General features: G+C 73.5%; 21 protein-coding genes. 12 read left to right on the forward strand and 9 right to left on the reverse strand.

All coding sequences use genetic code 11. The features are described 5' to 3' along the window. Positions 1-5 precede the first annotated feature (5 nt). From ACIRSU_RS04230 to ACIRSU_RS04240, 3 genes are read right to left on the reverse strand one after another with little or no spacing between them, the layout of a single operon-like run. Entirely contained in the window at positions 6-914 is a 909-nt protein-coding gene (locus tag ACIRSU_RS04230) for an ABC transporter permease (protein ID WP_403789014.1), read from the reverse strand. Then, complete coding sequence (locus ACIRSU_RS04235) at positions 911-1,864, reverse strand: ABC transporter permease (RefSeq protein WP_403789396.1); 954 nt, start codon at positions 1,862-1,864, stop codon at positions 911-913. Before ACIRSU_RS04235 ends, ACIRSU_RS04230 begins: the two co-directional genes overlap by 4 nt. Positions 1,865-1,908: 44 nt before the next feature. Further along, complete coding sequence (locus ACIRSU_RS04240; RefSeq protein WP_403789397.1) at positions 1,909-3,522, reverse strand: ABC transporter substrate-binding protein; 1,614 nt, start codon at positions 3,520-3,522, stop codon at positions 1,909-1,911. Positions 3,523-3,689: 167 nt separating this feature from the next. On the opposite strand from ACIRSU_RS04240, the gene ACIRSU_RS04245 reads away from it, so the two are divergent. Continuing rightward, positions 3,690-4,715 carry a LacI family DNA-binding transcriptional regulator gene (locus ACIRSU_RS04245; protein WP_403789016.1) on the forward strand — a complete coding sequence of 342 codons (1,026 nt, stop codon included), beginning with the start codon at positions 3,690-3,692 and terminating at the stop codon, positions 4,713-4,715. A 36-nt stretch (positions 4,716-4,751) separates the two neighbouring features. Here the strand turns inward: ACIRSU_RS04245 and ACIRSU_RS04250 are convergent, their stop codons facing one another. Continuing rightward, positions 4,752-6,386 (reverse strand): amidohydrolase, encoded by a 1,635-nt coding sequence (locus tag ACIRSU_RS04250; RefSeq protein WP_403789018.1) that lies wholly within the window; start codon positions 6,384-6,386, stop codon positions 4,752-4,754. Between the two features lie 124 nt (positions 6,387-6,510). Between ACIRSU_RS04250 and ACIRSU_RS04255 the strand changes: the two genes are divergently transcribed. The 3 genes from ACIRSU_RS04255 (at position 6,511) to ACIRSU_RS04265 (ending at position 10,126) form a co-directional block, all read left to right on the forward strand. Further along, complete coding sequence (locus tag ACIRSU_RS04255) at positions 6,511-7,221, forward strand: TetR/AcrR family transcriptional regulator (RefSeq protein WP_403789020.1); 711 nt, start codon at positions 6,511-6,513, stop codon at positions 7,219-7,221. A 144-nt stretch (positions 7,222-7,365) separates the two neighbouring features. Next, complete coding sequence (locus ACIRSU_RS04260; RefSeq protein WP_403789022.1) at positions 7,366-8,763, forward strand: NAD(P)/FAD-dependent oxidoreductase; 1,398 nt, start codon at positions 7,366-7,368, stop codon at positions 8,761-8,763. Between the two features lie 166 nt (positions 8,764-8,929). Then, positions 8,930-10,126: an exo-alpha-sialidase gene (locus ACIRSU_RS04265; RefSeq protein WP_403789024.1), complete on the forward strand. Its 1,197-nt coding sequence runs from the start codon at positions 8,930-8,932 to the stop codon at positions 10,124-10,126. Positions 10,127-10,132: 6 nt separating this feature from the next. Here ACIRSU_RS04265 and ACIRSU_RS04270 read toward each other — a convergent pair whose 3' ends face one another. From ACIRSU_RS04270 to ACIRSU_RS04285, 4 genes are all read right to left on the reverse strand, one after another. Further along, entirely contained in the window at positions 10,133-10,339 is a 207-nt protein-coding gene (locus tag ACIRSU_RS04270; RefSeq protein ID WP_403789026.1) for a cold-shock protein, read from the reverse strand. An 88-nt stretch (positions 10,340-10,427) separates the two neighbouring features. Then, on the reverse strand, positions 10,428-11,471 hold the full coding sequence (locus ACIRSU_RS04275) for a M4 family metallopeptidase (RefSeq protein ID WP_403789028.1): 1,044 nt from the start codon (positions 11,469-11,471) through the stop codon (positions 10,428-10,430). A 125-nt stretch (positions 11,472-11,596) separates the two neighbouring features. Continuing rightward, complete coding sequence (locus ACIRSU_RS04280; RefSeq protein WP_403789030.1) at positions 11,597-12,979, reverse strand: glycoside hydrolase family 6 protein; 1,383 nt, start codon at positions 12,977-12,979, stop codon at positions 11,597-11,599. Positions 12,980-13,114: 135 nt separating this feature from the next. Further along, complete coding sequence (locus tag ACIRSU_RS04285; RefSeq protein WP_403789032.1) at positions 13,115-13,984, reverse strand: glycosyltransferase family 2 protein; 870 nt, start codon at positions 13,982-13,984, stop codon at positions 13,115-13,117. 525 nt (positions 13,985-14,509) lie between these two features. Here ACIRSU_RS04285 and ACIRSU_RS04290 point away from each other — a divergent pair. The 8 genes from ACIRSU_RS04290 to ACIRSU_RS04325 are packed head-to-tail and all read left to right on the forward strand — an operon-like array spanning position 14,510 to position 26,059. Continuing rightward, complete coding sequence (locus tag ACIRSU_RS04290) at positions 14,510-15,889, forward strand: sugar transferase (RefSeq protein ID WP_403789034.1); 1,380 nt, start codon at positions 14,510-14,512, stop codon at positions 15,887-15,889. A 34-nt stretch (positions 15,890-15,923) separates the two neighbouring features. Continuing rightward, entirely contained in the window at positions 15,924-17,084 is a 1,161-nt protein-coding gene (locus ACIRSU_RS04295) for a Gfo/Idh/MocA family protein (RefSeq protein ID WP_403789036.1), read from the forward strand. Beyond that, complete coding sequence (locus ACIRSU_RS04300; protein ID WP_403789038.1) at positions 17,081-19,225, forward strand: aminotransferase class I/II-fold pyridoxal phosphate-dependent enzyme; 2,145 nt, start codon at positions 17,081-17,083, stop codon at positions 19,223-19,225. The genes ACIRSU_RS04295 and ACIRSU_RS04300 overlap by 4 nt, the downstream gene beginning before the upstream one ends. Next, on the forward strand, positions 19,222-19,914 hold the full coding sequence (locus ACIRSU_RS04305; protein ID WP_403789040.1) for an acetyltransferase: 693 nt from the start codon (positions 19,222-19,224) through the stop codon (positions 19,912-19,914). Before ACIRSU_RS04300 ends, ACIRSU_RS04305 begins: the two co-directional genes overlap by 4 nt. Further along, positions 19,914-21,029, forward strand: coding sequence for a DegT/DnrJ/EryC1/StrS family aminotransferase (locus tag ACIRSU_RS04310; protein WP_403789042.1), 1,116 nt, complete (start codon positions 19,914-19,916; stop codon positions 21,027-21,029). Before ACIRSU_RS04305 ends, ACIRSU_RS04310 begins: the two co-directional genes overlap by 1 nt. Positions 21,030-21,087: 58 nt before the next feature. Next, on the forward strand, positions 21,088-24,342 hold the full coding sequence (locus ACIRSU_RS04315; protein WP_403789044.1) for a DUF4082 domain-containing protein: 3,255 nt from the start codon (positions 21,088-21,090) through the stop codon (positions 24,340-24,342). A 31-nt stretch (positions 24,343-24,373) separates the two neighbouring features. Beyond that, positions 24,374-25,420: a glycosyltransferase family 2 protein gene (locus ACIRSU_RS04320; RefSeq protein WP_403789046.1), complete on the forward strand. Its 1,047-nt coding sequence runs from the start codon at positions 24,374-24,376 to the stop codon at positions 25,418-25,420. Between the two features lie 30 nt (positions 25,421-25,450). Then, positions 25,451-26,059, forward strand: a complete 609-nt coding sequence (locus tag ACIRSU_RS04325) for an acyltransferase (protein ID WP_403789048.1) — start codon at positions 25,451-25,453, stop codon at positions 26,057-26,059. A gap of 16 nt (positions 26,060-26,075) precedes the next feature. On the opposite strand, the gene ACIRSU_RS04330 is transcribed toward ACIRSU_RS04325, so the two are convergent. Continuing rightward, on the reverse strand, positions 26,076-26,711 hold the full coding sequence (locus ACIRSU_RS04330; protein WP_403789050.1) for a hypothetical protein: 636 nt from the start codon (positions 26,709-26,711) through the stop codon (positions 26,076-26,078). Positions 26,712-26,769: the final 58 nt, after the last annotated feature.

The following is a 26,769-nucleotide window of genomic DNA, read 5'->3' on the forward strand; positions in this document are numbered from 1 at the left end:
GGTGGTCACCGCTCCCGCTTCGCGATCCGGTCGGCGATGCCCTCGCCGACGATGCCGAACGCGACGACGGCGAGGACGATGCAGAAGGAGGGCGCGAGCGCGGGCAGCAGGGCACCCTGCTGGAGCGCCGACTGGCCGTCGTTGATCATGGCGCCCCAGTCGGCGGTGGGCGGCTGGACGCCGAAGCCGAGGAAGGAGAGGGCGGCCAGGTCCATCAGGGCGTAGCCGAAGTTCATCGCGGACTGCGCGAACACGGTGGGCGCGATGTTGGGCAGCAGGTGGCGCAGGCAGATGGTCCAGCCGGACCAGCCCTGCACGCGGTACGACTCGATGTACGGACGGGCCTTCTCCTGCTGCGCGATGCCGCGGACCAGGCGTCCGACGTACGGGGTGTAGGCCACGGCCATGGCGATGACGGGCGCGGTCATGCCGGAGCCGAGCACCGCGACCAGCATGATCGCGAGGAGCAGCCCGGGGATGGCGAAGACCAGGTCCATGGAGCGGGAGAGCAGGGCGTCCGCCCAGCCGCCGCGCCAGCCGGCGAGCACGCCGAGCGCGGTGCCGAGCACGGTGGAGACGACCACGACGAGCAGCGGGCCGAGGAGTCCGGTGCGGGCGCCGTGCAGCAGCCGGGACAGGATGTCGCGGCCGGACTGGTCGGTGCCGAGCAGGTGGTCGCCGCCGGTGCCGACGAGGCTGGACGTCAGGTCCATGGCCTCGGGGTCGTACGGCGCGAGCAGCGGGGCCAGGGCGGCGACGAGGACGAGCGCGACGAGCACGAGGAGGGCGGCCGTGAACATCGGGCCCTGGCCGAGGGCCCGCAGCCGGCGCAGGCCGGGGCGGCGGCTCAGCGGGGCGGCGTCCGTGTCGGCCCCGCCCGGGCCGGCTGCCCCGGGGTGTGCGGTGAGGGTCATGAGGTGCCTTCCCCGTGGAGGGTGAGCCGGGGGTCGATGAGGGGGGCGAGCAGGTCGACGGCGAGGTTGACGAGGACGAAGGCCGCGACGCTGAGCAGGGTGACGGCCTGCACGACGGCGAAGTCCTGGGCGCTGACGGACTGGACGAGCAGCGAGCCCATGCCGGGCACGTCGAAGGCGGTCTCCACGACCGAGGTGGTGACGAGGAGTCCGGCCAGCATCGTGCCGCCGACGGTGACGACGGGGCCGAGGCTGTTGCGCAGCACGTGCCGGCGGATCACGGTGCGCCCGGCGACGCCGCGGGCGCGGGCCACGTCGACGTGTTCGCGGCCGAGTTCGTCGAGCATCGCGGAGCGGGTGACGCGGGCGAGGAGTCCGGCGAAGGTGGTGGCGAGGGCGAACGCGGGCAGCGTGAGGTGGTAGAGCCGGTCGCCGAACCCGTCGGGGGTGCCGCCGGGGCCGGGGAACCAGCCGAGCTGTACGGAGAAGAGCGAGACGAGCGCGATGGCGCTGACGAACGACGGGGTGGCGGTGGCGACTCCGGTGCCGATGAGCACGATCCGGTCGACGAGGCCGGGGCGCAGCGCGGCGAGCACGCCTGCGGCGACGCCGCCGGCCGCGACGAGGACGGCCGAGTAGCCGACGAGCAGGAACGTGCCGCCGAGCCGGGAGCCGAGCAGCGTCGAGACGTCCTGGTGGTACTGGGCGGAGCGGCCGAGGTCGCCGTGGAGGACGCCGCCGAGCCACTTCGCGTACTGCACGAGCAGCGGGTCGTCGAGGTGGTACTCGGCGCGCAGCGCGGCCACCGTCTGCGGGGTCGCGGGGCGGCCGTGCAGCAGGAAGGTGACGGGGTCGCCGGGCGCGAGGTGGACCGAGGCGAAGACGACGAAGGAGGTGACGAGCAGGACGCCGAGGAGTCCGGCAAGCCGGCCGAGGCCGTAACGGAGCACGGGGTGGCGCAGTATCGGGCTGCGGAGCTTCGGGGCGGTCTTCATCAGGACGCGGCGCCGATCGTCGCGGCCCAGGGGTAGTAGAGCTGGGCGATGCCGGTGGGGGCGCCGGTGACGCGGCTGCCGAGGAAGACGGAGAACGGGGCCTCGTAGACGGGGATGACGGGCAGCTCGCGCATCGTGATCGTCTGCAGTTCGGCGGTGAGGTCGGTGCGGGCGCCGGGGTCGGCGGCGGCGTTGGCGCGGTCGAAGGCGTCGTCGTAGACGGGGTCGGACCAGTTGCCGTAGTTCCCGAAGTCGCCGGTGCGCAGGTACTGGTAGAACTCCAGCGGGTCGGGCGTGTTGTCGTAGCCGTTGGTGATGACCAGGTCGAGTCCGTTGCGGGCGTTCTTGTCGACGAAGATGCTGCTGTACGCGTCGGGGGCGACGGCCTTGAGCTGGACGTCGAGGCCGATCTGGCGGCCGGCCGCCTGGACGGCGTTGGCGACGACGCTGATCTCGGGGGCGAGGCTGCTGGTCACCAGGGTGACCTTCTTGCCGGTGGCGCCGGCGTCCTGGACGAGCTGCTTGGCCTTGGCCACGTCGTACACGGGCTCGGGCAGTTCCTTGAAGATCTCGTCGGTCTTCTCCGGGACGAGCGCCCAGGCGCCGCGCGCGGCGGGGGCCTTGGCCGGGATGCCGATGCCGCCGGCGGCGGCCTTGATGATGTTCTTGCGGTCGAGCGCCATGGACAGTGCCTGGCGGACCTTGAGGTCGCCGAGGGTGCCCTGGAAGTTCAGGACGGCGAGGTTGGCGGCGGCGGTGTTGGGGCCGAACCAGAGCTTGCCCTTGGGGGTGGTGCGCAGCCGGTCCAGGGAGGACGAGGGGACCATGTAGCCGCCGTCGGCGGTGCCGGAGAGGAAGGTGTTGGTGCGGGCGGCGGAGTCCTCGACGAAGGTGAAGCGGACGGTGTCGGTCTTCGGCGTGAGCTTCTTGTCCCAGTAGCCGGGGAACTTCTTGAGGGTGATGGACTCGCCCTGCTGCCACTTGTCGAGGGCGTAGGGGCCGGAGCAGTTGACCTTGCCGCCGGGGACGCCGTACTCCTTGCCGGCCCTGGCGAGGAAGGCGGCGCTCTCGATGGTGCCGGGCGAGGCGGCCATGAGCTCGTTGAGCAGGACGTCCGGCTTGGTCAGCCGGAGCGTGACCTGGAGGGGGCCGGTCTTCTCGACGGTCTTGACGTTCTTGAAGGCGGAGCCCCAGGGCGAGCCGGTGGCCGGGTCCATCTGGCGCTTGAGGGAGGCGGCGACGTCGTCGGCGGTCATGACCGTGCCGTCGTGGAACCTCACGCCGGACCGGAGGTCGTACACCCAGGTCAACGGGTCGGGGTTCGCCCACTTCACGGCGAGGCCGGGCTCGATCCTCAGGTCGGGGGTGACCCGGAGGAGCTGCTCGCAGACGTTGGCGAGGACGGTGTTGGGCGGGTAGTCGTACGCCTGGGCGTAGTCGAGGGTGTACGGCTCCGCGTAGAGCGACCAGGTGAGCGAGGGCAGCGGGCCCTTGGCCGCGGGCGAGAGCGGGGTGACGGTGTAGCCGCCGGCCGCGCCCGCGGGCTTGGTGGCGCCGGAGCAGGCGGTGGCGGTGACGGCGAGCGCGGCGAGGAGCAGACCGAGTCTGGGCATGCGCAAGGAGACCCACCCCTTTACGGGTGTCGGACGGGCACTGGGGATGGTGGAGCCAGGCGGGGGGAATGGAGCGAGTATTGATGCGGGAACGTTCCCGCACAAGACTCTGCGGCGACTTTGCGGGAACGGTTTTGCAGAGGTCACGGAGGTGGCAGCATCTCCGCATGACCACACGTGAAGGGCAGCCGGGACCGCCCGCTCCGCGGGTGCGGCTTGTCGACGTGGCGCGGGAGGCGGGCCTTTCGAAGACCACCGTCTCGGCGGCGCTCAACGGCACCGGCCGGCTCTCCCCCGCCGTACGCGAGAAGGCCGTCGAGACCGCGCGCCGGATGGGCTACCGGCCCAACGCCACCGCGCGCCAGCTGCGCGCCGGACGGGCCCGGCTGATCGGCTACGTCGTCGGCGAGTTCGCCGGCGAGCCCTGGGCGTATCTGGACTCGCCGTACTTCGCGCGGCTCACCAGCGCGACGGCGTCCGCGGCGCTCCGGCACGGGTACGCCCTGGTGATGCTGCCGGCGGGAACGCTGCAGCGGGAGTGGGCGGACCTGCCCCTGGAGGCGGTGATCGTCGCCGATCCGGTCGAGGACGACCCTCTCGTGGAGGACTTCCTCGCCGCGCGCATCCCGGTCTTCAGCGACGCCTCGGTCGCGGACCGGCCGGGCGCCCACTGGGTCGACCTGGACGCCGACGCGGCCGTACGGGAGTCACTCGACCATCTGCGCGACCGCGGCGCCCGGCGGCCCGCGCTCGTCCTGCCCGACAGCACGACCCGCTTCCACCGCCAGATGCTCGCCGCCTACCGCGCGTGGTGCGCGCGGCACGGGGCCGAGGAGCTGGTGACCCTCGTCCCCGAGCCGGGCAACGGTCCGGTGGTCCGGGCCGTCGAGCGGGCGCTGGCGGGCGAGCCCCGGCCCGACGCCCTGTTCGTGGTCGCGGAGGCCAGCCCGCCGCTGGTCATGGACGCGGCCCGGCGGGCCGGCCTGGCCGTGCCCGGCGAGCTGCGGGTGGTGTGCGTCAGCGAGGACGAGTCGGCCGCGCACGCCGATCCGCCGGTGAGCACGCTGAGCCTGCGCCCGGCGGACGTCGCCGAGGAGGGGATAACGCTGCTCGTGGCGGCCCTGGAGGGCGTGGGCAGCACGCCCCCCGGCGTGCTGCTCACCGCCCGGCTCCAGGTGCGGGCCTCGTCGTGACCCGGTCATGACGCCCTGACACGCGCACACCGGGACTCACACCCCGTGGACCCGGGCGCCGCCGACGAAGGTCTGCTCCACGCGGGCCTCGGCGATCTCCTCCCGCGGCGCGGTGAGGATGTCGCGGTCGAGGACGACGAGGTCCGCGAGGTGGCCGGGGCGCAGGCTGCCCGCGTCGTCGTGGCCGTTCACGTGCGCGGAGCCGGCCGTGTAGGCGGCGAGGGCGGTGGGGAGGTCCAGGCGCTGTTCGGCGAGGAAGACCCGGCCGTCGGTGGCGCCGGGCTCGGCGCGGTTGACCGCGACGTGGATGCCGGCGAGCGGGTCGGGGCTGCTGACCGGCCAGTCGCTGCCCGCGACCAGGGTGGCGCCGGCGCGTACGAGGTCGCCGAACGGGTACTGCCAGGCGGCGCGCTCGGGGCCGAGGAAGGGGATGGTCAGCTCGTCCATCTGCGGCTCGTGCGCGGCCCACAGCGGCTGGATGTTGGCGAGCGCGCCGAGCCGGGCGAAGCGGGCGATGTCGTCGGGGTGCACGACCTGGAGGTGCGCCAGGTGATGCCGGTTGCCGCGGCGTCCGTTGGCGGCGATCGCCGCCTCGATCGCGTCCAGGGCCTCGCGCACGGCGCGGTCGCCGAGCGCGTGGAAGTGCACCTGGAAGTCGAGGGCGTCAAGGGCGGTGACGTGGCCGCGCAGCGCCTCGGGGTCGACGAAGCTGAGGCCGGTGTTGGCGGTGGCGCAGCCGCAGCCGTCGAGGTAGGGGCTGGTCATGGCGGCGGTGAAGTTCTCGGCGATGCCGTCCTGCATGATCTTCACGGAGCCGGCCCGGAACCGGCCGAGGCTCAACTCCTTGCGCAGCGCCACGAGTTCGGGGATCTGCTCGGCGCCGCGCGCCCGGTCCCACCACAGCGCGCCGGTGACCCGGGCGGTGAGGGTGCCGTCGGCGGCGGCCGCCATGTAGGCGTCGGAGGGGTCGGGCTTGCCGCTGAACTCACCGAGGAGGGCGTCCTGCCAGCCGGTGACGCCGAGCGAGTGCAGCAGGGCCTGGGCGCGCAGCAGTCCGGCGAGGCGGTCGGCCTTCGTGCCGGCCGGGACGTGCCGGGAGACCAGGGCGGCCGCGCCCTCCTGGAGGACTCCGGTAGGGTTGCCGTCGGCGTCGCGCTCGATCCGGCCGTCGGCCGGGTCGGGGGTGTCGGCGGTGATCCCGGCGAGCTCCAGGGCCCGGGAGTTGACCCAGGAGCCGTGGTGGTCGCGGTTGACCAGGCAGACGGGGCGGTCGGGGACGAGCTCGTCGAGCAATTGCCGGGTGGGCAGGCCGCCTTCGAAGCTCTCCATCGACCAGCCGCCGCCGGTGATCCACTCGTGGTCGGGGTGGGCGGCGGCGAAGCCGGCGATGATCCGGCGGTAGTCGTCGACGCCGGTGGTGCCGCTGAGGTCGCACTCGGCCAGCTCCACGCCGCCGTACACGGCGTGGATGTGCGAGTCCTGGAAGCCGGGGATCAGCAACTTGCCGGTGAGGTCGACGACTTCGGTCGACGGGCCGATGAGATCGCGCACCTCGTCGTGGCCGACGGCGGTGATCCGCTCGCCGGTGACGGCGAGGGAGGTGGCCCGGGTGCGGGCGGGGTCGCCGGTGAAGACGGGGCCACCGGTGAAGACCAGGTCGGCCGTGCTCATGTGCGTACTCCTGGAAGGTGAGGGGGCCCGGCACGGGGGCCGAGGCGAGGTGCGTCATGGAACAGCCGTCGCCGTCAACACGTCAAGGGTGTTGTCGTAAGGTGTCCCCGGGTAGGGTCCGGTCATGGCCGAACGAGTTGTTCCGGAGGACCGGCGGCAGCGCCGCCGCCCCACCAAGCAGGGCACCGTGCTCTCCGAGCGGGTGATCGTCGAGACGGCGCTGCGGCTGGTCGCCCAGCACGGCGCGGAGGCGCTGTCCGTACGGCGCCTGGGCGCTGCCCTCGGCGCCGACCCCAGCGCGCTCTACCGCTACTTCCGCAACACCGACGACCTGCTGCTCGCCCTCGCCGACGAGATGGTCGGCCTTGCGCAGGCGGGCTGGCGGCCGACCGGGGACTGGCGCGCCGACCTGCACGCCATCGCCTCGCGCATCCACGCCGCCTACCTCGCCCACCCGCAGGTCGCCGCGCTCGCCGCGCACCGCACGACCGGTCGCACGCACGAGGCCCGCGCCGTCGAGGCGATCCTCGGCGTGCTCCGCCGCGCCGGCTTCCCGGACGCGGAGGCGGTCCGGATCTACCATGCCTTCGTCGACCAGGCCCTCGCCTTCGCCGCCCTCGACGCCGCCGCCCAGGCCCTCCCGGAGCCGGCCCGCGAGGCCGACGAGCAGGTCTGGCACGACGCGTACGGCAAGCTCCCCGCCGACACCCACCCGAACGTGGCGGCGACGTTCCCGCTGCTGGCGGCGGACATGCGGGACAGCGGCCACCCGTTCGCCCTCGAGCTGATGCTGGACGCGGTGGGCGCGAGGCTGGCGGCGCTCGGGAAGGGGTAGGGGCGCTGGGATCCGGTACGGGGACGGACGGGACCTCTTACGTCAACACCATTGACGGTAATCCGTCCCCCCGGGTCTCATGGCGGCACTTCGACAGGCCCGTGGCCCGCAGGCCCGCCTCCGCGATCCGAAGGAGCACCCCGCATGGACCCCGTACACGCGCTCCGGGACGCCTCGCCCACCCCCTTCTGGCTGGACGACGCCGACCACCGGCCGCCCGCCGCGCCCGCTCTCGTGGGCGCCGTCGACTGCGATCTGCTCGTGGTCGGCGGCGGCTACAGCGGGCTGTGGACCGCGCTGATCGCGAAGGAGCGGGATCCGTCCGCCGATGTGGTGCTGATCGAGGCGGGCGAGGTCGGCGCCGCCGCGTCCGGGCGCAACGGCGGCTTCTGCGAGTCGAGCCTCACGCACGGGCTCGGCAACGGGATCGCCCGCTGGCCCGGTGAGATCGCCCGGCTCGAACGGCTCGGCCGGGAGAACCTCCAGGCCATCGAGGACACCGTCACCAAGCACGGCATCGACTGCGACTGGGAGCGCACCGGCTCACTGGTCGTGGCGACCGAGCCGTACCAGCTCGCCGGCCTGACGGAGGAGGCCGAGGCCGCCGCGCGGTACGGCGCCGAGGTCGCGCTGCTCGACGAGGCGGCCGTGCGCGCCGAGATCGACTCGCCCGCGTTCCTCGGCGGCGTGTGGAACAAGGACGGCGTCGCCATGGTCAACCCGGCCCGGCTCGCCTGGGGACTCAAGCGGGCCTGCCAGGAGCTGGACGTCCGGGTGTACGAGCACACGCCGGGCACCGGGCTCACCGAGGACGGCGCGCGGATCGCGGTGTCCACGCCGTATGGCCGGGTGCGCGCCCGGCGGGTGGCGCTGGCCACCAACGCGTACCCCTCGCTGCTCCGCCGGCACCGCCCGTACACCGTCCCGGTCTACGACTACGCGCTGATGACCGAGCCCCTGACGGACGATCAACTCGCCTCCGTGGGCTGGCGGAACCGGCAGGGCTTCGCCGACTGCGCCAACCGCTTCCACTACGTCCGGCTGTCCGCCGACAACCGGATCCTGTGGGGCGGCTTCGACGCCGTGTACCGCTACGGCGGCGGCGTGCGCGCCGAACGCGACCAGCGCCACGAGACCTTCGCGACCCTGGCCCGGCACTTCGCCGAGACCTTCCCGCAGCTCGCCGGCGTCCGGTTCAGCCACGCGTGGGGCGGCGCCATCGACACCAGCACCCGCTTCTGCGTCTTCTTCGACACCAGCCACCGCGGCCGGGTGGCGTACGCGGCCGGCTACACCGGCCTCGGCGTGGGCGCCACCCGCTTCGGCGCCGAGGTCATGCTCGACCTGCTGGCCGGCGAGCGCACCGAGCGCACGTCCCTGGAGCTGGTACGCCGCAAGCCGCTGCCGTTCCCGCCCGAGCCGGTGCGCGCCCTCGGTATCGGCATCACCCAGTGGTCCCTCGCCCGCGCCGACGCCCACGAGGGGCACCGCAATCTGTGGCTGCGCGCCCTGGACCGGGTGGGCCTCGGCTTCGACAGCTGATCCGTCGTCCGGTTAACCGGTTCGCCGGTTCGCCGGTTCACCGGTTCGCCGGTTCACCGGTTCGCCGGTTCGCCGGTTCGCCGGTTCACCGCGGATTCGGCCACCGACTGCCGTCCGTTGGCGCGGTGTTGGGCCGGGCGCCGGGTGCCCGATGTGCGCTGTGCCCATGGCCGGCAAGCGAGCACATCACCGGTGGTACGCGGCGGTGCTGACCGCCGCCCTGGTCGTCGGCGCCTGCGGTACGCGCGGGGACGCGGCCCAGGGCGGCTGCGTGTCCTCCGTCCCGTACGTCTCCGGGACCGGCGGCCACGCCGCGTACCGCATCCCGGCCGTCGTCCGCACCCGCGCCGGCACCCTGCTCGCCTTCGCCGAAGGCCGGCTGCGGGGCGCCGGGGACGCGGGCGCCGTGGACATCGTGCTGCGGCGCTCGACCGACGGCGGCTGTACGTGGGGACCGCAGCGGGTGGTGGCCGCGGGGCACGGGAACACCCGGGGCAATCCGGCACCGGTCGTCGATCCGGCGAGCGGCGACGTGGTCCTGCTCTCGACGGGCAACGCCGGCGCGGTGACGGAGTCGACGATCCTGGCGGGACGGGTGACGGCGGCGCAGGGGCGCCGGGTGTACGTGCAGCGCAGCGCGGACGACGGGCGCGGCTTCTCGGCGCCCCGGGACATCACGTCCACCGTGAAGCGGGCCGGCTGGCGCTGGTACGCGACGGGGCCCGGCCACGCGGTCGCCCTCCGCGGCCCGCACGCCGGCCGGCTCGTCGTGCCCGCCGACCACTCGGCCGCTCCCCCGCCGGGCTCGCCCGGCAGCGGCCGCGAGCCGCGCTGGTACGGGGCGCACGCACTGCTCAGCGACGACGGCGGACACAGCTGGCGGATCGGCTGGGCGGACGAGTCGTACGAGGGCACGGTCGACACCAACGAGACGGCGGCGGCCGAACTCCCGGACGGGCGCCTCTACTTCACGGCCCGCGACCAGCTCGGCAGCAGCCCCGGCAACCGGGCCGACAGCACGTCGAGCGACGGCGGCGCGAGCCTCGACCGGCCGTTCGCGCCACAGCCCGCGCTCGACGCCGTACCGGTGGTGGAGGGCGGCCTGCTGGCTCTGGACTCCAGCCGGCTGCTCTTCTCCGCGCCCTCGGTGCCGACCGCCCGCCGCGATCCCGCCCTCTGGACCGGCCCGGACGGCGGCCGCGCCTTCGCCCCGGCGCTCACCCTGTCGCACCGCCCGGCCGGCTACTCGGACCTGGTCCGGGTGGACGCGCGGACGGTGGGGGTGCTGTACGAGACGGGCGAGCGCGGCCCCTACGAGACGATCGTCTTCCGGCGCGTGCCGCTCGCGGCGCTCACACCGTGAAGGGGCTCACGGACGGATCTCCCGGGCCTCGAACCGGCCCTCGCCCAGGACCAGGACGAAGGAGACCTGCTGCCCTTCGGAGAGGGCGGGCCCGCCCTCGATGTCCTCGGCGCGGAAGAACACCGGTTCCTCGGAACCGACGGCGAGGACGAAGCCGTAGCCGGCCCCGCGGTCGTAGGACTGGACGAACCCGACGCTCCTGCCCGTTTCCATGGGGGATCCCTTCCGTCGCGAGGGGGTGTCCGGTACCGATACCCCCTGCGACGTCCGGGATCCCGCCCTGTCGCCTGGACGCCTCGGACTAGATCCCCGGGATCTGGCGGGCGTGGAAGGCCGCGCGGACCGCGTCCGCGGCGCCCTGGCCGTACATCTTCTGCGCGGTGGCGATCGTCTGCTTGGCCGCGTCCTCGAAGGAGGTGTCCGGCTTGAAGCCGAACTGGGCGTTCACGATGATCCGGTCGGCGGTCCGGGCGCCGAGCGCGCCGCGGACGTCCCACAGGGCGCGGGACCAGATCTCGCCGTCGGCGTGCACCTCGCCCACCCGGTCGGCGTAGACCTTGGTGCCGTCGACCCGGCGCAGGCAGTGCGGGGCGGTGCTGTACGGGACGGAGTCCCAGTCGGCGACGCAGGCGAGGTCCGTCTTCACGGGCCAGCCGTAGCGGGCGGCGGCGTTGCTGCCGACCTCGACGGCCAGGTAGTCGCCGAACGCCTCGCCGATCGCGCCGGCCTCCGGCGAGCTGCCGAAGCCGTGGACCTGGGCCTCGTGCACGGAGTGGCCGTACTCGTGGACGACGACCTCGGCGTCCTCGGCGTCGTCGACGCCGCCCTTGCCGAAGCGGATCTCGTCCTTCTTGTCGGTGAAGAAGGAGTTGTCCGCGCCCCACTGGCTGATCCGCACCGGCATCGGCCGGTTGTTGGCGCCCGGCAGCTCGCTGCCGAAGCCGAGGCCCTGCAGGTACTCCTGGGCCTCGTTGACCCAGAAGTACGCCATGACCTGCTCGAACTGGTCGTCGTGCCGGTTGTACGAGGCGGCGTCGGCGACCTTCGCGGGCGCGCCCGTCTCGGAGCGGACGTAGGCCCAGCGGCCGGAGAGCCCACCGCTGCCGTCCAGGTTGCGCAGGGCGACGGTGGTGTACGCGGACGCGGGGACGGCGTCGGCGGCGTCCTTGTTGTCGGTGAGCGTCTGGTCGCCCGAGGACTGCACGGGGTTGACCATGAAGACGCGGGCCTGCGGACCGGCGGCGGCCGGGGCCGCGCCGGTGGCGGAGGCGAGACCGGCCGGGGCGATCAGCGCCACGGTGGCGGTGGCCGCGGCGATCAGGCCGCGGGATGTGCGGCGTGCCATCAACGTCCTCCCGTTGGGTGGGATGTGGGGGTCGTCAGGGGGGTGGTGTGGTGCGGCCGTGATCATCGCCCAGGGACGGGGCCCGCGTCGAGGGTTCGGTCGCTCAGGTTTTCGAAACCGCCGGTTCAGGGCAGCAGGGCCGGCCGGGCGTTGCGGGCCAGGGTGTGGGCGAGCTCCGGCCACCAGGCGCCGGCCGGCGGGTCGACGATGCCGTACTCGGGGTCGGTCGTGCCGCCGGTGCCACGGGTGCAGCTGCCGTCGGACTCGCCGACGACCTTCACGTACAGATAGGCGTCGGCGAGCGGCACCCCGGTGTCGGCGGTCGGGCGCGGCCCGATGCCGCGGCCGGGTGGGTTGCACCAGGTCTCGGCGTCACCGGAGTACGCGCCCGGGGCCGGGGTCCAGGGGCCGAGGCCGTTGCGGCTGGTGTCGACGACGAAGTGGGGCAGCTCGGTGGTCGCCGGGTTTCCGACGGCCTGGTCGTACCAGGCGTCCGTCCAGTGCCAGGTGCTCGGGTCGTCGGGGTCGACCGCGTTGCCCGGCCGGCCGTCGTTGGGCGCGGCGGAGGAGTAGTACTGACCGGCGCACCAGTCGGTGTGGCCGCGGGCCCACTCCGGGCCCCGGGTGGCGAACCAGACGCACTTCGCGACCCAGGTGCCGTAGCGGTCGAGACGGTCGGTCGGCAGGAAGTTGGAGACGTTCAGGGAGAAGCCGTCGGCGTGCCCGACCCCGGCGTCGACGAGGCGCCGGGCCATGTCGCCGACGCCCCGCCACTTGTTGTTGCCGCCGTCGAGGTAGACGGCGGTGCCGGGGCCCGCCGCCTTGAGGGCCGTCACGGCGTAGTCGAGGTCGGCGAGGCGGGCGGCGGTGAGCACGCCGGTCGGATCGACGGATCCGGCGCAGTCCTTGGGCAGCAGGGCGAGCCCGTCCGGCTCCAGGACGACGAGGGCGGGGCCGGCGCCGATGCCCGTGGCGAGCCCGTCGATCCACTCCCGGTACGCGGCGGAGGACGGCGCCCCGCCGGCGGAGTAGCTGCCGCAGTCGCGGCCGGGGATGTCGTACGCGACGATCACCGGCACCTGGCCGGCGGCCCTGGCCCTGCCGAGGAGCGCGGCGGCTTCGTCACGGACCTGTGCGGCGCTGCCGCCGGTGAACCAGGTGGCCTGCGGCAGTTGCGCGAGCCGCGCCATGGTGGCCGCGCCGGCGGTGTCGCCCGCCTGCTCGTCGGCGGCGGCCTGCCGTGCGGCCCGGCTGCCGGGGTCCACGTAGAAGCGGGTCGCGGTGGTGAGCGGCCCTGCGCTGGTGGCCGTGGGGGTGGGGGTCGCCGCGGTGGTGGCGGTGGCGGGGGCCGTGGCCGTGGAGGTCGCCGCGGTGGTGGCCGCGGCGGGGGCCGTGGCCGGGGCCGGTTCCTCGGCCCGGGCCGTCGGGCCCGTGGCCATCCAGGCGGCGCAGACGGCGAGCGCCGCCGCCAGGGTGGCGGTGCGCCGCCCCCGAATCCGGTACGTCATCAAGACCCTCCTTGGCGTGATCATGAGCAGCCTAAGCGGCCTTGATCATCAAGGGGCCGGAACCGGTGCATCCGCTTGGACGGCGCGCCGCGCGCCCGGGCGCGCGCCCGGGGCAAGGAGGCACGGAGCGGGCGCTCAGCCCTCGCGGCTGCTCTCGTCCCTGAGCCAGGTGTCGAAGTCCCGCGCACGGATCGCCTTGCGCGCCCCCCGGCGCGCCACGAGCGCCGCCGTGACGAAGACGATCAGGGCGGGCAGCAGGGTGGGGTCGGCGCGCAGCAGGGCGCGCAGGTCGCCGAGGCCGGTACGGGCCGTGGGGGCGTCGCCCCCGCCCGGCGTTCCGGCCGCCTCGCGCTGCTGTTCCTCCAGTTGGGCGGTGGAGGTGGCGGCCCGGATCCGGCGGCGGATCAGGTCGGGCCAGGTCCGGGGCGGACGGACCACGACCCGGGCGGCGCGGACCACGGCGCGCTCGGCCGGACCGAAGGCGAGGGAGGCGGCCAGGTCGTCGGCCATCAAGGGCGGCAGGGCGGCGATCCGGGCGTGCCCCTCGCCGGACATGGCGATCACCCCGCGCCCGAACAGCCCTTCCCGCACCGCGGGAAGCCGCTGCCACACCTTGTAGTAGGCGCGCACGGGCCAGGAGCAGCCGCTCATCGGCAGCTGCCGCTCCGGCGCGGCCGCCAGCACCGGGCCCGGGCCGGCGAGAGCGGCCGTCAGGGCCCGCACGTCGGCTGCGCCGAGCTCCACGTCGGCGTCCACGTAGATCCGGGGGAAGCCGCGGGCGTGTGCGTCGCCGAGCCGCAGGGCCTGGTGCTTGGAGGGGACGGGGGTCTCGACGACACGCACGCGCGGGCCGTATCCGGCGGCGACGGCCGCGGTGGCGTCCGTACAGCCGTTGCACACGACCAGGACGTCGAACTCGCCGTCCCGCGCGCCGTCCAGGAGGCCGTCGAGGAGCCGGGCGAGGGTGCGTTCCTCGTTGTGGGCGGGGATCACGATGCTGGGCACGTGCACAGTATGACCAACGCGTCCGACTCTTACAGTTCCTTCAAGTATCGGTAGGAGTTTCACACAACTCCTGGATGGCCTGCCCCAGTTGGTCTAGATTGAGCGCTGCCGGATCCGCTCGGTCGCGAACACATCGTGTCCCGGGCGGATTCTGCGTCCTGTGCGGACCCGGCCGTGGCTGGGGAGACTTGCGACTCGGTCCGCATTGTTCAGTCAGGCGGAAGAGCCGCGTACCCTCGCCGACCGTCGCCGACCTTCCCCTGTCCGCTGTCCGTGAGCCGTGCGCTCGTGGGCGCGTCGGGGGCAGGTGCGTCGGTGGCCCGTGCCGGGGTGCGTGCGAAGCGCCCTTGGGGGGAATGGATGACCGTCCTGCCGGTCACGCATGAGCGGCATCGTGTCGAATCCACACACATCGACCACTCAGATCACGCGGAGCACAGCGAACACGCGGAGCACGCTGATCATTCGGAACTCTCCGGCCGTTCCGACGTCCACCGCCTGTGGTGGCGGAGGAGACATCAGCTCGTGCTGCTGGCCGCCGACCTCGTCGGGGCCGTGGCCGCGGCGCTGCTCGTGCTGCGGGCGGGCGGTCACTGGCCGGTCGTGCTCGGACTGCCGCCGTCCTGGGTCCTGGCGACGGCCTCGCACCGGGGCTACGCGGCGGCGTCGTTCGGCTCCGGGAGCGAGCTCTATCTGCGGGTGCTGCGCGCCGCGCTGGTGCTTCCGGCGCTGGCGGCGGGGCTCGGCTGGGGGCTCGCAGGGGATCCGGACCTGCTGCACGAGATGATCCTGGCGGCACCGCTCGCCGCCGCGCTGTCCCTGGCCGCCCGGTGCGCGCTGCGGCGCCGGCTGCGGACGCGCTGGGCGCGCGGCCAGGGCCGTACGACCGCGGTGCTCGTCGGCCCGTCGGCCGGGGTCGCCGAACTGCTCACCGCGCTGCTCCGCGACAGCCGTCCGGGCGCGCCCGCGGCGGCCGTGCTCCAGGGCATGGAGCTGGCCGGGGTGTGCGTGACCGATCCGCGGAACACGGACGAACTGGACGCGTTCGGGGTGCCGGTGCTCGGCGGTGTCGACGAAGTGCCGGGCGCGATACGGGCCTTCGGCGGCGGGACCGCCGTCGTGGTGCTGCCGGCGCCGGAGATCGACGCGGGGCTGCTGCGCCGGCTCGCCTGGAGCACGGCGGCCGCCGGCGGCGACTTCCTGCTCGCGCCGTCGTTCGGCGACGTGGCGGCCTCCCGGCTCGACGTGCGGACGATCGGCGGCGTCCCGCTGATCCACGTCCGGGCGCCCCGGCTGTCCCGGCTCTCGCGGCTGCCCAAGGAGTTGGCGGAGCGGCTGATCGCGGCCGCGCTGCTGCTGTTGCTCTCTCCGCTGATGTGCGTGGTCGCGCTGACCGTGCGGCTCGGCAGCCGCGGCCCGGCGCTGTTCCGGCAGGTGCGGGTGGGCCTGCACGGCAAGCACTTCACCATGCTGAAGTTCCGGACGATGCGACCGGACGCGGAGGCCCGCCGGGCGGAGCTCGCGCACGCCAACCACAACAGCGACGGGCTGCTGTTCAAGGTCCGCGACGACCCGCGGGTCACCCGGGTCGGCGCCACCCTGCGCCGCTACTCGCTCGACGAACTGCCGCAGCTGATCAATGTGCTGACGGGTCGTATGTCGCTGATCGGGCCGCGTCCGCCGCTGCCCGAGGAGGTCGCCGGCTACAGCCACGAGGTGCGCCGCCGGCTCCTCGTGAAGCCGGGCCTGACCGGTCTGTGGCAGGTCAGCGGCCGCTCCGACCTGCCGTGGGAGGAGGCCGTGCGCCTCGACCTGGCGTACGTGGACAACTGGTCGCTCGGCCTGGACACGGTGATCCTGCTGCGCACCGGCCCGGCCGTGCTGCGCGGGACGGGCGCCTACTGAGATGGCAAAGCACATCCACAAGAGGGGGAACACCTTGAACGACGCCGACCGACCCGACGAGCGGCTGGGAGTCGCCGTCATAGGCGCCGGCTACTGGGGTCCCAACCTCGTCCGCAACTTCCAGTCCAGCGACCGCTTCCGGCTGCGCTGGCTGTGCGACCTCGACGTCACGCGCGCCGAGCGGGTCCTCGGCGGATACTCCACCGTCCAGGCCACCGACGACTACGCGGCCGTGCTCGCCGACCCCGAGGTGCACGCGGTGGCCGTCGCCACCCCGGCCGGCACCCACCTGGACGTGGCGCTGGCCGCGCTGCGCGCGGGCAAGCACGTGCTGGTCGAGAAGCCGCTCGCCACCACCTACGCCGACGGCGCGCGGCTGGTCGCCGAGGCGGCGGAGCGCGGCCTGACCCTGATGTGCGACCACACCTACTGCTACACCCCGGCCGTGGCGAAGATCCGCGAGCTGGTGCACGAGGGTGCGCTCGGCGACATCCACTACGTGGACTCGGTGCGGATCAACCTGGGCCTGGTGCAGAAGGACATCGACGTGCTGTGGGACCTCGCCCCGCACGACCTGTCCATCCTCGACTTCATCCTGCCGGAGCACGTCGAGCCGGTGGCGGTCGCCGCGCACGGCGCGGACCCGATCGGCGCGGGCCAGGACTGCATCACGTACCTGACGCTCCAGCTGAGCACGGGTGCCATCGCGCACGTGCACGTCAACTGGCTGTCCCCGACCAAGGTCCGCACCACCATGGTCGGCGGCGCCAAGCGCACCCTCGTCTGGGACGACCTCAACCCGGCGCAGCGGATCGCGGTGTTCGACCGCGGGGTGGACCTGGCGACGCCGCAGGACCTGGGCGCGGACGAGCGCCGGGAGGCCCTCATCTCGTACCGCAGCGGCGACATGGTCGCGCCGGCGATCGGCGAGAAGGAGGCGCTGCGCAGCATGGTCGACGAGTTCGCGGCGTCGATCACCGAGGGGCGGGCGCCGCTGACCGACGGGCGGGCGGGCCTGCGGGTCCTGGACATCCTGGAGGCGGCCTCGCGGAGCCTGGAGTTCCGTGGCGCGGTCGTCGGCCTGCGGACCGGTGCCGAGCGAGCCGGTGCCGAGCGAGCCGGCGCGGACCGGACCGGCGCGGACCGGCCGGCCAAGAACGTGAACGTGAACGAAGCGGCGGGAGAACGGCGTTGAGCGACTTTCGGGGCAAGCGGATCCTGGTCACCGGCGGGGCCGGCACCATCGGGTCCCATGTGACGGACCTGCTGGTCGAGGGCGGTGCGGACGAGGTCGTCGTGCTCGACAACCTGGTGCGCGGCCGTCGGGCCAATCTGGCCCGGGCGACGAGGTCCGGGCGGGTCCGGCTCGTCGAGGGCGACATCCGCGACGCGGCGACCGTGCGCAGGGTGACCGAGGGCGCGGACCTGGTCTTCCATCTGGCGGCGATCCGCATCACCCAGTGCGCGGAGGAGCCGCGGCTCGCCAACGAGGTGATGGTCGACGGCACGTTCAACGTCCTGGAGGCCGCGGCGGCGGCCGGGGTGGGCAAGGTGATCGCCTCGTCCTCGGCCTCGGTCTACGGCCTGGCCGAGTCCTTCCCGACGGACGAGCGCCACCACCCGTACAACAACGACACGTTCTACGGCGCGGCCAAGGCGTTCAACGAGGGGATGCTGCGCAGCTTCCACGCCATGTACGGCCTGGACTACGTGGCGCTGCGCTACTTCAACGTGTACGGGCCGCGGATGGACATCCACGGGCTCTACACCGAGGTGCTGATCCGCTGGATGGAGCGGATCGAGGCGGGCGAGCCGCCGCTGATCCTCGGCGACGGCACACAGACGATGGACTTCGTGGACGTCCGGGACATCGCCAGGGCCAACATCCTGGCGGCCCGCGCGGACGTGACGGACGAGGTGTTCAACGTGGCCAGCGCCACCGAGACCTCGCTGCGCGAGCTCGCCGACGCGCTGCTCGACGTCATGGGCTCCGACCTGGAGCCGGTGCACGGCCCGGCCCGCGCGGTCAACGGGGTCACCCGACGGCTGGCGGACACCACGCGGGCGGAGGAGCGGCTCGGTTTCAAGGCGGAGATCGATCTGCGGACGGGTCTGCGGGACCTGGTCGACTGGTGGCGGGCCGAGAAGGGCGCGACCGCGACGGACGCCGAGCAGGCGGCCGCGAAGGCCGCCGCGGAGCCGGTGCGGATCCCGGTGATGGTGCCGTGGCTGGGCGAGGAGGAGGCGACGGCCGCCGCCGACGCCGTACGGTCCGGCTGGGTGGCCCAGGGGCCGCGGGTCGCCGCCTTCGAGGAGGCGTTCGCGGCGCGGGTCGGCGCCGCGCACGGCGTGGCCGTCAGCTCCTGCACCACCGCCCTGCATCTGGCGCTCGTCGCGCTGGGCCTGGGTCCGGGCGACGAGGTGATCGTCCCGTCGCTCTCGTTCATCGCCACCGCCAACGCCGTACGGTACGTGGGCGCCGAGCCGGTCTTCGCGGACGTCGACCTCGCCACCGGCAACCTGACGGCGGCCACCGTGGACGCGGTGCGCACCGAGCGCACCAGGGCGGTGCTCGTCGTCCACCAGGCCGGCGTGCCGGCGGACGTGACCGCGCTGCGGGCGGCCTGCGACGGCTGGGGCCTGCCGCTGGTGGAGGACGCGGCTTGTGCGATCGGCTCGACCGTCGACGGCGGGTCCGTCGGGCGGGGCGCGCTGCTCGCCGCCTGGTCGTTCCATCCGCGCAAGCTGCTCACCACCGGCGAGGGCGGCATGATCACCACCGACGACGCCGAGTGGGCGGCGCGGCTGCGCCGGCTGCGCGAGCACGGCATGAACGTGTCGGCGGCCGACCGGCACGCGAGCGGCAAGCCGGTCCTGGAGAGCTATCTGGAGACCGGGTTCAACTACCGGATGACCGACATCCAGGCCGCGGTCGGCCTCGCCCAGCTGGACCGGCTCGACGCACTGGTGGCGCGGCGCCGGGAACTCGCGGCCCGTTACACCGAGTCGCTGGCGGACGTGCCCGGTCTCCAGCCGGTGCGCGACCCGGCGCACGGCGAGGGCAACTTCCAGTCGTACTGGGTGCTGCTCGACGGGGACTTCCCGGTGGGCCGCGACGAGCTGCTCGCGCTGCTCGCCGAGGCCGGGGTCTCGGCCCGCCGCGGCATCATGGCGAGCCATCTCGAACCGGCCTACGAGGGTCACCCGGCGGCTCCGCTGCCGGTGACCGAGCGGATCAGCCGGGACTCGCTGATCCTGCCGCTGTTCCACACGATGACCGAGGAGCAGCAGGACCGGGTGGTCGCCGTCCTGCGGGAAGCGGCGGCGGGTCGGTGACCGCACGGCTCGTGATCATCGGTGCGGGCGGCTTCGCGCGGGAGACCGCACAGGCCGCCCGCGCCGCCGGCCTGCCGCTGGCGGGCCACCTGGACGACGACCCGCGGCTGCATGGCTGCACGGTCGACGGGGTGCCCGTGCTCGGCGGCACCGAGCGGATCCGCAAGCTGAAGGACGCGTCGTTCGTGGTGTGCGTGGGCAGTCCGCGCGACTACGCCTCCCGGGCGCGGATCGTGCGCCGTCTCGGCCTGTCCGAGGACCGCTACGCCACCGTGGTCCATCCGACCGCCGCCGTCTCGGCGAGCTCGGTGATCGGTCCCGGCACAGTGCTGCTGGCCCACACCGTGCTCACCGCGGCCGTGCGGGTCGGCCGGCACGTCGCGGTGATGCCGCAGACCGTTCTCACCCACGACGACGAGGTCGGCGACTTCGCCACCCTCGCCTCCGGCGTACGGCTCGGCGGCACCGTCCGGGTCGGCCGCGGCGCCTATCTCGGCGCCGGCGCGCTGGTCCGCGAGGGCACGGCGATCGGCCCCTGGTCGCTCGTCGGCATGGGCTCGGTGGTCCTCGGCGACGTGCCGCCCGGCGAGGTGTGGGCCGGGTCCCCGGCCCGCCGGCTGCGCGCCGCCGCGCCCACCGCGCTCGAAGAGCTGTTGCACAGTGTCCCGGTACGAGGAGCGAAGGCCTGATGAACCACATTCCCCTGGTCGACCTGAAGGCAGCCCACGCCGAGGTCGACGCGGAGATACGCGCCGGCTTCGACCGGGTCCTCGCGAACACCGCCTTCATCGGCGGCGAGGAGGTCGCCGCCTTCGAGCGCGAGTACGCGGAGTTCGGCGGCGTCGCCCACGTGGTCGGGGTCGCCAACGGCACCGACGCCCTGGAGCTGGCGCTGCGGGCGAGCGGGGTCGGCGCGGGCGACGAGGTGGTGCTGCCCGCGAACACCTTCATCGCGACCTCCGGGGCCGTGCACCGCACCGGTGCCCGCCCGGTCCTGGTCGACTGCGAGCCCGACACCCTGCTGATCGATCCCTCGGCCGCCGTGGCCGCGGTCGGCGGGAACACCCGGGCCGTGGTGCCGGTCCACCTGTACGGGCAGTGCGCCGACGTCGCCGCCCTGGCGGCCGCGCTGCCCGGGCACGTACGGATCGTGGAGGACGCCGCCCAGAGCCAGGGCGCGAGCCGGCACGGCCGTACGCCGGGAAGCGCCGGCATCGCCGCCACCAGCTTCTACCCGGGCAAGAACCTGGGCGCCTACGGCGACGCGGGCGCGGTGCTCACCGACGACGCGGAGGCCGCCGCCCTGGTGCGGGCGGTCGCCAACCACGGCGGGGTGGCCAAGTACCGGCACGACGTGCCCGGGTTCAACAGCCGGCTCGACGGCCTGCAGGCCGTCGTGCTGCGGGCCAAGCTGCGCCGTCTCGCCGCCGGGAACGAGGCCCGGCGGCAGGCGGCGGCCCGCTACGACGAGCTGCTCGCGCCGCTCGCCGCCACCGGCCGCGTGGTCCGCCCCACGACGGCCGACGGCAACACCCCGGTGTGGCACCTGTACGTGGTGCGCGTCCCGGGCGCGGACCGCGACGCGGTGGTCGGCAAGCTGAACGCGAGCGGCATCGGGGCCGGGGTGCACTATCCGGACCCGGTCCACCTGACGCCCGCCTACCGCGAACTCGGCTACGGACGCGGGGACTTCCCGCACGCCGAGCGCGCGGCCGCCGAGATCCTGTCGCTGCCGCTGTTTCCGCAGATCACCCACGACCAGCAGCGCCAGGTCGTGGCCGCGTTGGTGAACGCCCTCGGCTGAGGGCCCCCACCCCGGCCTCCGGGCCGGGACCTCTGTACTGCCCGTGAAAGGTACAGCCATGCAAAACCGATATCGCCGCGTCAGAGGCGCCGTGTTCGCCCTTGCCGCGGCGCTGACCGCGATATTCCTGCCACCGGCCGGCGAGGCGAGCGCCCTCACCGATCCGTGCGGCGCGGGCAGCAACGCGATCGTGTGCGAGAACTCCAAGCCGGGCACGCCCATGTCCGACTGGTTCTCCGGCAACAACTACGGTGACATCGCCGGGTTCGCGACGAGGATGAGCGTGCAGCCCGGCGAGACGATCCAGTTCAAGGTCCAGTCCCCCGCCGCGTACCACGTCCGGATCTTCCGGCTCGGCTGGTACGGCGGCGACGGTGCCCGGCAGGTCTCCACGGACGCGCAGGCCGCCCAGATCCACCCGGCCAACTACCTCACCAAGCGACTCGACTGCCTGAAGGACTCCGGCACCGGCCTGCTCGACTGCGGCAACTGGCCGACGACGGCGTCCTGGAGCGTGCCGAGCGACGCGGTCTCGGGCCTCTACATCGCCAACTTCGACCAGGACGACGGCAACGGCGTCATGCCGTACCCCTTCGTCGTGCGCAACGACTCCAGCACGTCCGACATCCTCGTGCAGACCTCGGACCAGACCTGGCAGGCGTACAACAAGTGGGGCGGCGCCAACCTCTACGACGGCGACGGACCCGCGCCCGACGGGCGGGCGTACAAGGTCAGTTACAACCGTCCGATGGACATCAGCGGCGACAACGGCGTCTACGGCTCCGAGTTCGAGATGATCGCCTGGCTGGAGCGCAACGGCTACGACCTGAGCTACGCCTCCGGCATCGACGTCGCCACCCGGGGCGCCACGATCCTGCCGAAGCACAAGATGTACATGTCGCAGGGGCACGACGAGTACTGGACGGGCGAGCAGTTCACCAACGTGCTCAACGCCCGCAAGGGCGGCCAGCACCAGACGTACTTCGCGGGCAACGAGGTCTTCTGGAAGACCCGGCTCGAACCGAGCCTGGACCTCAGCCGCACCGCCGATCGCACCCTGGTCTGCTACAAGGAGACCAAGCTGAAGTTCCCGACGCCGAACGGCGTCCCGGACCCCAGCGACCAGTGGACCGGCACCTTCATGGACCCGGACAGCACCAAGGCCGGCGCGCCCTACCGGCCGGAGAACATCCTCACCGGCTCGATGTTCCAGGTGAACGGCTACCGCAGCGACGCCATCACCGTGCCGGCCGCCTACGGGAAGATGCGGCTGTGGCGCAACACCTCGGTCGCGGGACTGACCGGCAGCCAGGTCGCCACCTTCCCGAAGGGCACCCTCGGCTACGAGTGGGACGCCGACATCGAGAACGCCACCCGGCCGGCCGGCCAGATCCGGATGTCGTCGACCTCGGTCGACATCCAGGACGGCAAGTACCTGCAGGACTGGGGCAACAACTACGGCAACGGCACCGCCACGCACAGCCTGGTCGCCTTCCGCGACCCGACCTCGAAGGCGCTGGTCTTCGGCACCGGCACCGTGCAGTGGTCGTGGGGTCTCACGAACGTGCCGACGGCCGACCCGGGCGGCGCCGTGGTCACCGAGGACAAGCGGATGCAGCAGGCGACCGTGAACATCCTCGCCGACATGGGCCTCCAGCCGAAGACCCTGCAGACGGACCTGGTCCCGGCCACCGCGTCGACCGACACCACGGGCCCCGCCGTCACCGTCACCAGCCCGGCGCCGAACAGCTCCGTCCCGGCGCTGCAGCAGGTCACCGTCTCCGGCACCGCCTCCGACACAGGCGGCGGCGTGGTCGCCCGGGTGGAGGTGTCCACGGACGGCGGCACCACCTGGCACGCCGCCGACGGCACCACCTCCTGGAGCTACACCTGGACCCCGATGGCCCAGGGCCCGGTCACGCTGAAGGTCCGCGCCGTCGACGACAGCGTGAACATCGGCGCGGTGACCTCCGTGCCGCTCACCGTCGACGCGCAGAAGTGCCCGTGCACGGTGTGGCCGGCCTCGGCGACGCCCGGCCGGCCGAACGGCGGCGACGGCAGCTCCGTCGAGCTCGGCGTGAAGGTCCGCAGCTCGGTGCCCGGCACGATCACCGGCGTCCGCTTCTACAAGTCGAGCGTCAACACCGGTACCCACAAGGGCAGCCTGTGGTCGTCCTCCGGCCAGCTGCTCGCCACCGGCACCTTCAGCGGCGAGACCGCGTCCGGCTGGCAGCAGCTGAAGTTCGCCAGCCCGGTGCCGGTGAAGGCCAACACCACTTACATCGCCTCGTACTTCGCGCCGAACGGCGGCTACGCCTACGACGCGGACTACTTCGCCGCCAAGGACGCCGGCCTGGCCCCGCTCACCGCCCTCAAGTCGGGTACGGACGGCGGCAACGGCGTCTACAAGTACGGGTCTACCAGCGGCTTCCCGTCGCAGGCGTCGAGCGGCGCCAACTACTGGGTGGACGCCATCCTGGAGACCGGCTCGGCCAGCACCGCGCCGCCGACCGTGACCGCCCGCACGCCCGCCGCGGGCGCCACGGGCGTCTCGCCCACCGCGCCGCTGTCGGCGACCTTCAGCGAGAGCCTGGACGGCGACAGCCTGGTGTTCACGGTGAAGGACCCGAACGGCACCGCCGTCCCGGGCCGGGCCACCCTGAGCAGCGACGGAAAGACCGCCGCGTTCACGCTCTCCTCGCAGCTCGCGCTCGGCACCACGTACACGGCGTCCGTGCAGGCCGCCGACCTGTGGGGCAACGCGATGGCGGCGCCGGTGACCTGGACCTTCACCACCAGCACCACCCCGCCGCCGGCGAACTGCCCGTGCACCCTGTGGAGCGCCGACGCGGTGCCCACCCGGGCCTCGGAGACCAGTGACGCCAACTCCCTGGAGGTCGGCACCCGGTTCGAGTCGGCCCTGGCCGGCAAGGTCACCGGAGTCACCTTCTACAAGGGCGCGGGCAACACCGGCACCCACACCGGCAGCCTGTGGACCGACAGCGGCACGCTGCTCGCCACCGGCACCTTCACCGGCGAGACGGCGTCCGGCTGGCAGAAGCTCACCTTCGCCACCCCGGTCAGCATCACCGCCGGCACCCGCTACGTGGTGTCGTACCACGCGCCCAACGGCAACTACGCCTCGGACGGCGGGTACTTCGCCAGCGCCCACCTCAACTACCCGCTGACGGCGCCCGCCGACACCTCGGGAAGCGCCAACGGCGTCTACCGGTACGGCACCGCGAGTGCCTTCCCGACCAGTTCCTACAACTCGACCGACTACTGGGTCGGCCCGGTCTTCACGACCGGCTGACTCCCTTCAGGAAACACGGGGAACGCACCACATGAGTTCAGTAAGCGTCGTCATCCCCTGCTACAAGTACGGCCACTTCCTGGCCGACTGCGTACGCAGCGTGCTCGACGAACAGCCCGGCCTCGACGTGCGGGTGCTGATCATCGATGACGCGTCCCCCGACGACTCGGCGGAGGTGGCCAGGAAGCTGGCCGCCTCCGACCCGAGGATCGAGGTGCGGGTCCACGAGACCAACAAGGGCCACATCGCCACCTACAACGAGGGCCTGCTCGAATGGGCCGACGGCGACTACGTCGTCCTGCTCTCCGCCGACGACCGGCTCGTGCCGGGCGCGCTCGTGCGGGCCGCGGCCCTGCTCGACGCCCACCCGGACGCGGGCTTCTGCTACGGCAGGCCGCTGCGCTTCCAGCACGGCGGGCCGCTGCCGGCGGCCCGTACGCACAGCACCGGGTCCGTGGTCTACCCGGGCCACTGGTGGCTGGAGCGCCGCTTCCGCGAGGGCACCGGATGCATCACCTCGCCCGAGGTGATGGTGCGCACCAGCCTGCAGCGGAAGGTCGGCGGCTACGACCCGGAGCTGCCGCACGCCGGCGACATCGAGATGTGGATGCGGCTCGCCGCCCACGCCGACGTGGGCTACGTCCAGGGCGCCGACCAGGCGTACTACCGGGTCCACGGCGACAACATGTCGACCACCGACTTCGGCGGCCAGCTCGACGACATCCGCCAGCGCAGGGCCGCCTTCACCGCCGTCCTCGACAAGTGCGCCGACCTGCTCCCGCAGGCCGACCGGCTCGCCGCCCTCGTCGACACCCGGCTCGCCCGCCAGGCCCTCAGGCGTGCCTACCGGGCGTACGACCGGGGGCGCACCGGCGTGGTGCCGGTGGACGAGCTGGTGGCCTTCGCCCGCGAGTGCCGCCCGGACGCCGAGTCGCTGCCGGAGTACCGCGCGCTGCGGCTGCGCCGCAGGATCGGCGCGCGGACCATGCCGTACCTCCAGCCGCTGATCCTGTCGGCGGTGGTGGAGCGGGGCCGCGAACGGCTGTGGTGGCGGTCCTGGAAGCGCCGCGGAATCTAGTACATCCCTCATCGACAGAAAGGCACGTCAGTGAACTACCGGGTCCAGCCCACCGCTCAGGTCGACGAGAAGGCCGTCGTCGGCGCCGGCAGCAGCGTGTGGGAGCTCGCCCAGATCCGCGAGGACGCCCGCCTCGGCGAGAACTGCGTGGTGGGGCGGGGCGCGTACGTCGGTCCCGGCGTGACCATCGGCGACAACTGCAAGCTGCAGAACTACGCCCTGGTGTACGAGCCCGCGGTCCTCGGCGACGGCGTGTTCGTCGGCCCGTCCGTGGTCCTCACCAACGACCACAACCCGCGGGCGGTGGACCCGGACGGGAAGCTGAAGCGCGGCGGCGACTGGGAGCCGGTCGCCGTCGTGATCGGCGACGGGGCCGCCGTCGGGGCCCGCTCGGTGTGCGTCGCACCGGTGACCATCGGGCGCTGGGCGCTGGTCGCGGCCGGTTCCGTGGTGACCTCCGACGTGCCCGACTTCGCCCTGGTGATGGGCGTCCCGGCCCGGCAGGCCGGCTGGGTCGGCAGGGCGGGCGTGCGGCTCACCGCGCACCCGGAGCGGCCCGGGCTGTGGGAGTGCCCGGAGACGGGCGCGCTGTACGAGGAGCGGGACGGCCGGCTCACGGAGCACGGTGCGGCGCGCTGACCAGCCGCCCGCGATGTCACTCCCGGTCCTGCCTCCGGCGCCGCCGCGCCGTCGCGTACCGCTCGGTCCACAGCGCCGTCATCACGCCCGCGAGGGTGCCGAGCGCGCCCACCCCGGCGACCGCCCGGGTCCGGTTGGGCGGCAGCGCGACGGTGCCGGGCCGGTTCACCAGGTCGACGGTGAGCAGGGTCGGGTGCGGCACGTGCTGCTCCGTCTGGAGGGCGGTCAGATGCCGGCTGTAGACCCCGATGATCGCCTGGACGACCCGGTCGGCCTCCTCGGGCGCGGACTGCTCCGCCTCCACCTGCAGGGTGGGGATCGAGTAGTACGGGGTGGCGCTGGTGCCGCTGTTGCGGGGGGTGAGCCGGTAGGTGCCGTGCACCCCGGCCTCCCGCAACTCGCTCCGCCCGGCGGGCGACTGCAGCTGCTGGACCACCGCGAAGGACACCATGGCCAGCGAGGGCTGGAGGTTGGTCAGCTGGTTGGGCTGGCTGTCGGTGCGCGGTGGCTTCACGACGAGCACCGCGGAGCTCTGGTAGCGCGGCGCGGGCCGCAGCGCCGGGTAGCAGCCGGCCCCGGTGACGAGCGCGGCGAGCAGCAGGACGTACCAGCGGCGCAGCAGCACGCGGGCGAGTCCCTCGGGAGTGAGCACGTCTTTGTCCGTGTTTTCTGGCAGCGGTTCCATCAGGACCGATACTGGCAGCACCGAG

The sequence above is a fragment of the Streptomyces sp. NPDC101160 genome, from assembly GCF_044768205.1.
Taxonomy (GTDB): Bacteria; Actinomycetota; Actinomycetes; order Streptomycetales; family Streptomycetaceae; genus Streptomyces.

Coding starts and splice junctions, on each gene's coding strand:
- ACIRSU_RS04230 (WP_403789014.1), bottom strand. CDS start 914: ATGACCCTCACCGCACACCCCGGGGCAGCCGGCCCGGGCGGGGCCGAC.
- ACIRSU_RS04240 (WP_403789397.1), bottom strand. CDS start 3,522: ATGCCCAGACTCGGTCTGCTCCTCGCCGCGCTCGCCGTCACCGCCACC.
- ACIRSU_RS04245 (WP_403789016.1), top strand. CDS start 3,690: ATGACCACACGTGAAGGGCAGCCGGGACCGCCCGCTCCGCGGGTGCGG.
- ACIRSU_RS04250 (WP_403789018.1), bottom strand. CDS start 6,386: ATGAGCACGGCCGACCTGGTCTTCACCGGTGGCCCCGTCTTCACCGGC.
- ACIRSU_RS04255 (WP_403789020.1), top strand. CDS start 6,511: ATGGCCGAACGAGTTGTTCCGGAGGACCGGCGGCAGCGCCGCCGCCCC.
- ACIRSU_RS04260 (WP_403789022.1), top strand. CDS start 7,366: ATGGACCCCGTACACGCGCTCCGGGACGCCTCGCCCACCCCCTTCTGG.
- ACIRSU_RS04265 (WP_403789024.1), top strand. CDS start 8,930: ATGGCCGGCAAGCGAGCACATCACCGGTGGTACGCGGCGGTGCTGACC.
- ACIRSU_RS04270 (WP_403789026.1), bottom strand. CDS start 10,339: ATGGAAACGGGCAGGAGCGTCGGGTTCGTCCAGTCCTACGACCGCGGG.
- ACIRSU_RS04275 (WP_403789028.1), bottom strand. CDS start 11,471: ATGGCACGCCGCACATCCCGCGGCCTGATCGCCGCGGCCACCGCCACC.
- ACIRSU_RS04280 (WP_403789030.1), bottom strand. CDS start 12,979: ATGACGTACCGGATTCGGGGGCGGCGCACCGCCACCCTGGCGGCGGCG.
- ACIRSU_RS04310 (WP_403789042.1), top strand. CDS start 19,914: ATGAACCACATTCCCCTGGTCGACCTGAAGGCAGCCCACGCCGAGGTC.
- ACIRSU_RS04315 (WP_403789044.1), top strand. CDS start 21,088: ATGCAAAACCGATATCGCCGCGTCAGAGGCGCCGTGTTCGCCCTTGCC.
- ACIRSU_RS04320 (WP_403789046.1), top strand. CDS start 24,374: ATGAGTTCAGTAAGCGTCGTCATCCCCTGCTACAAGTACGGCCACTTC.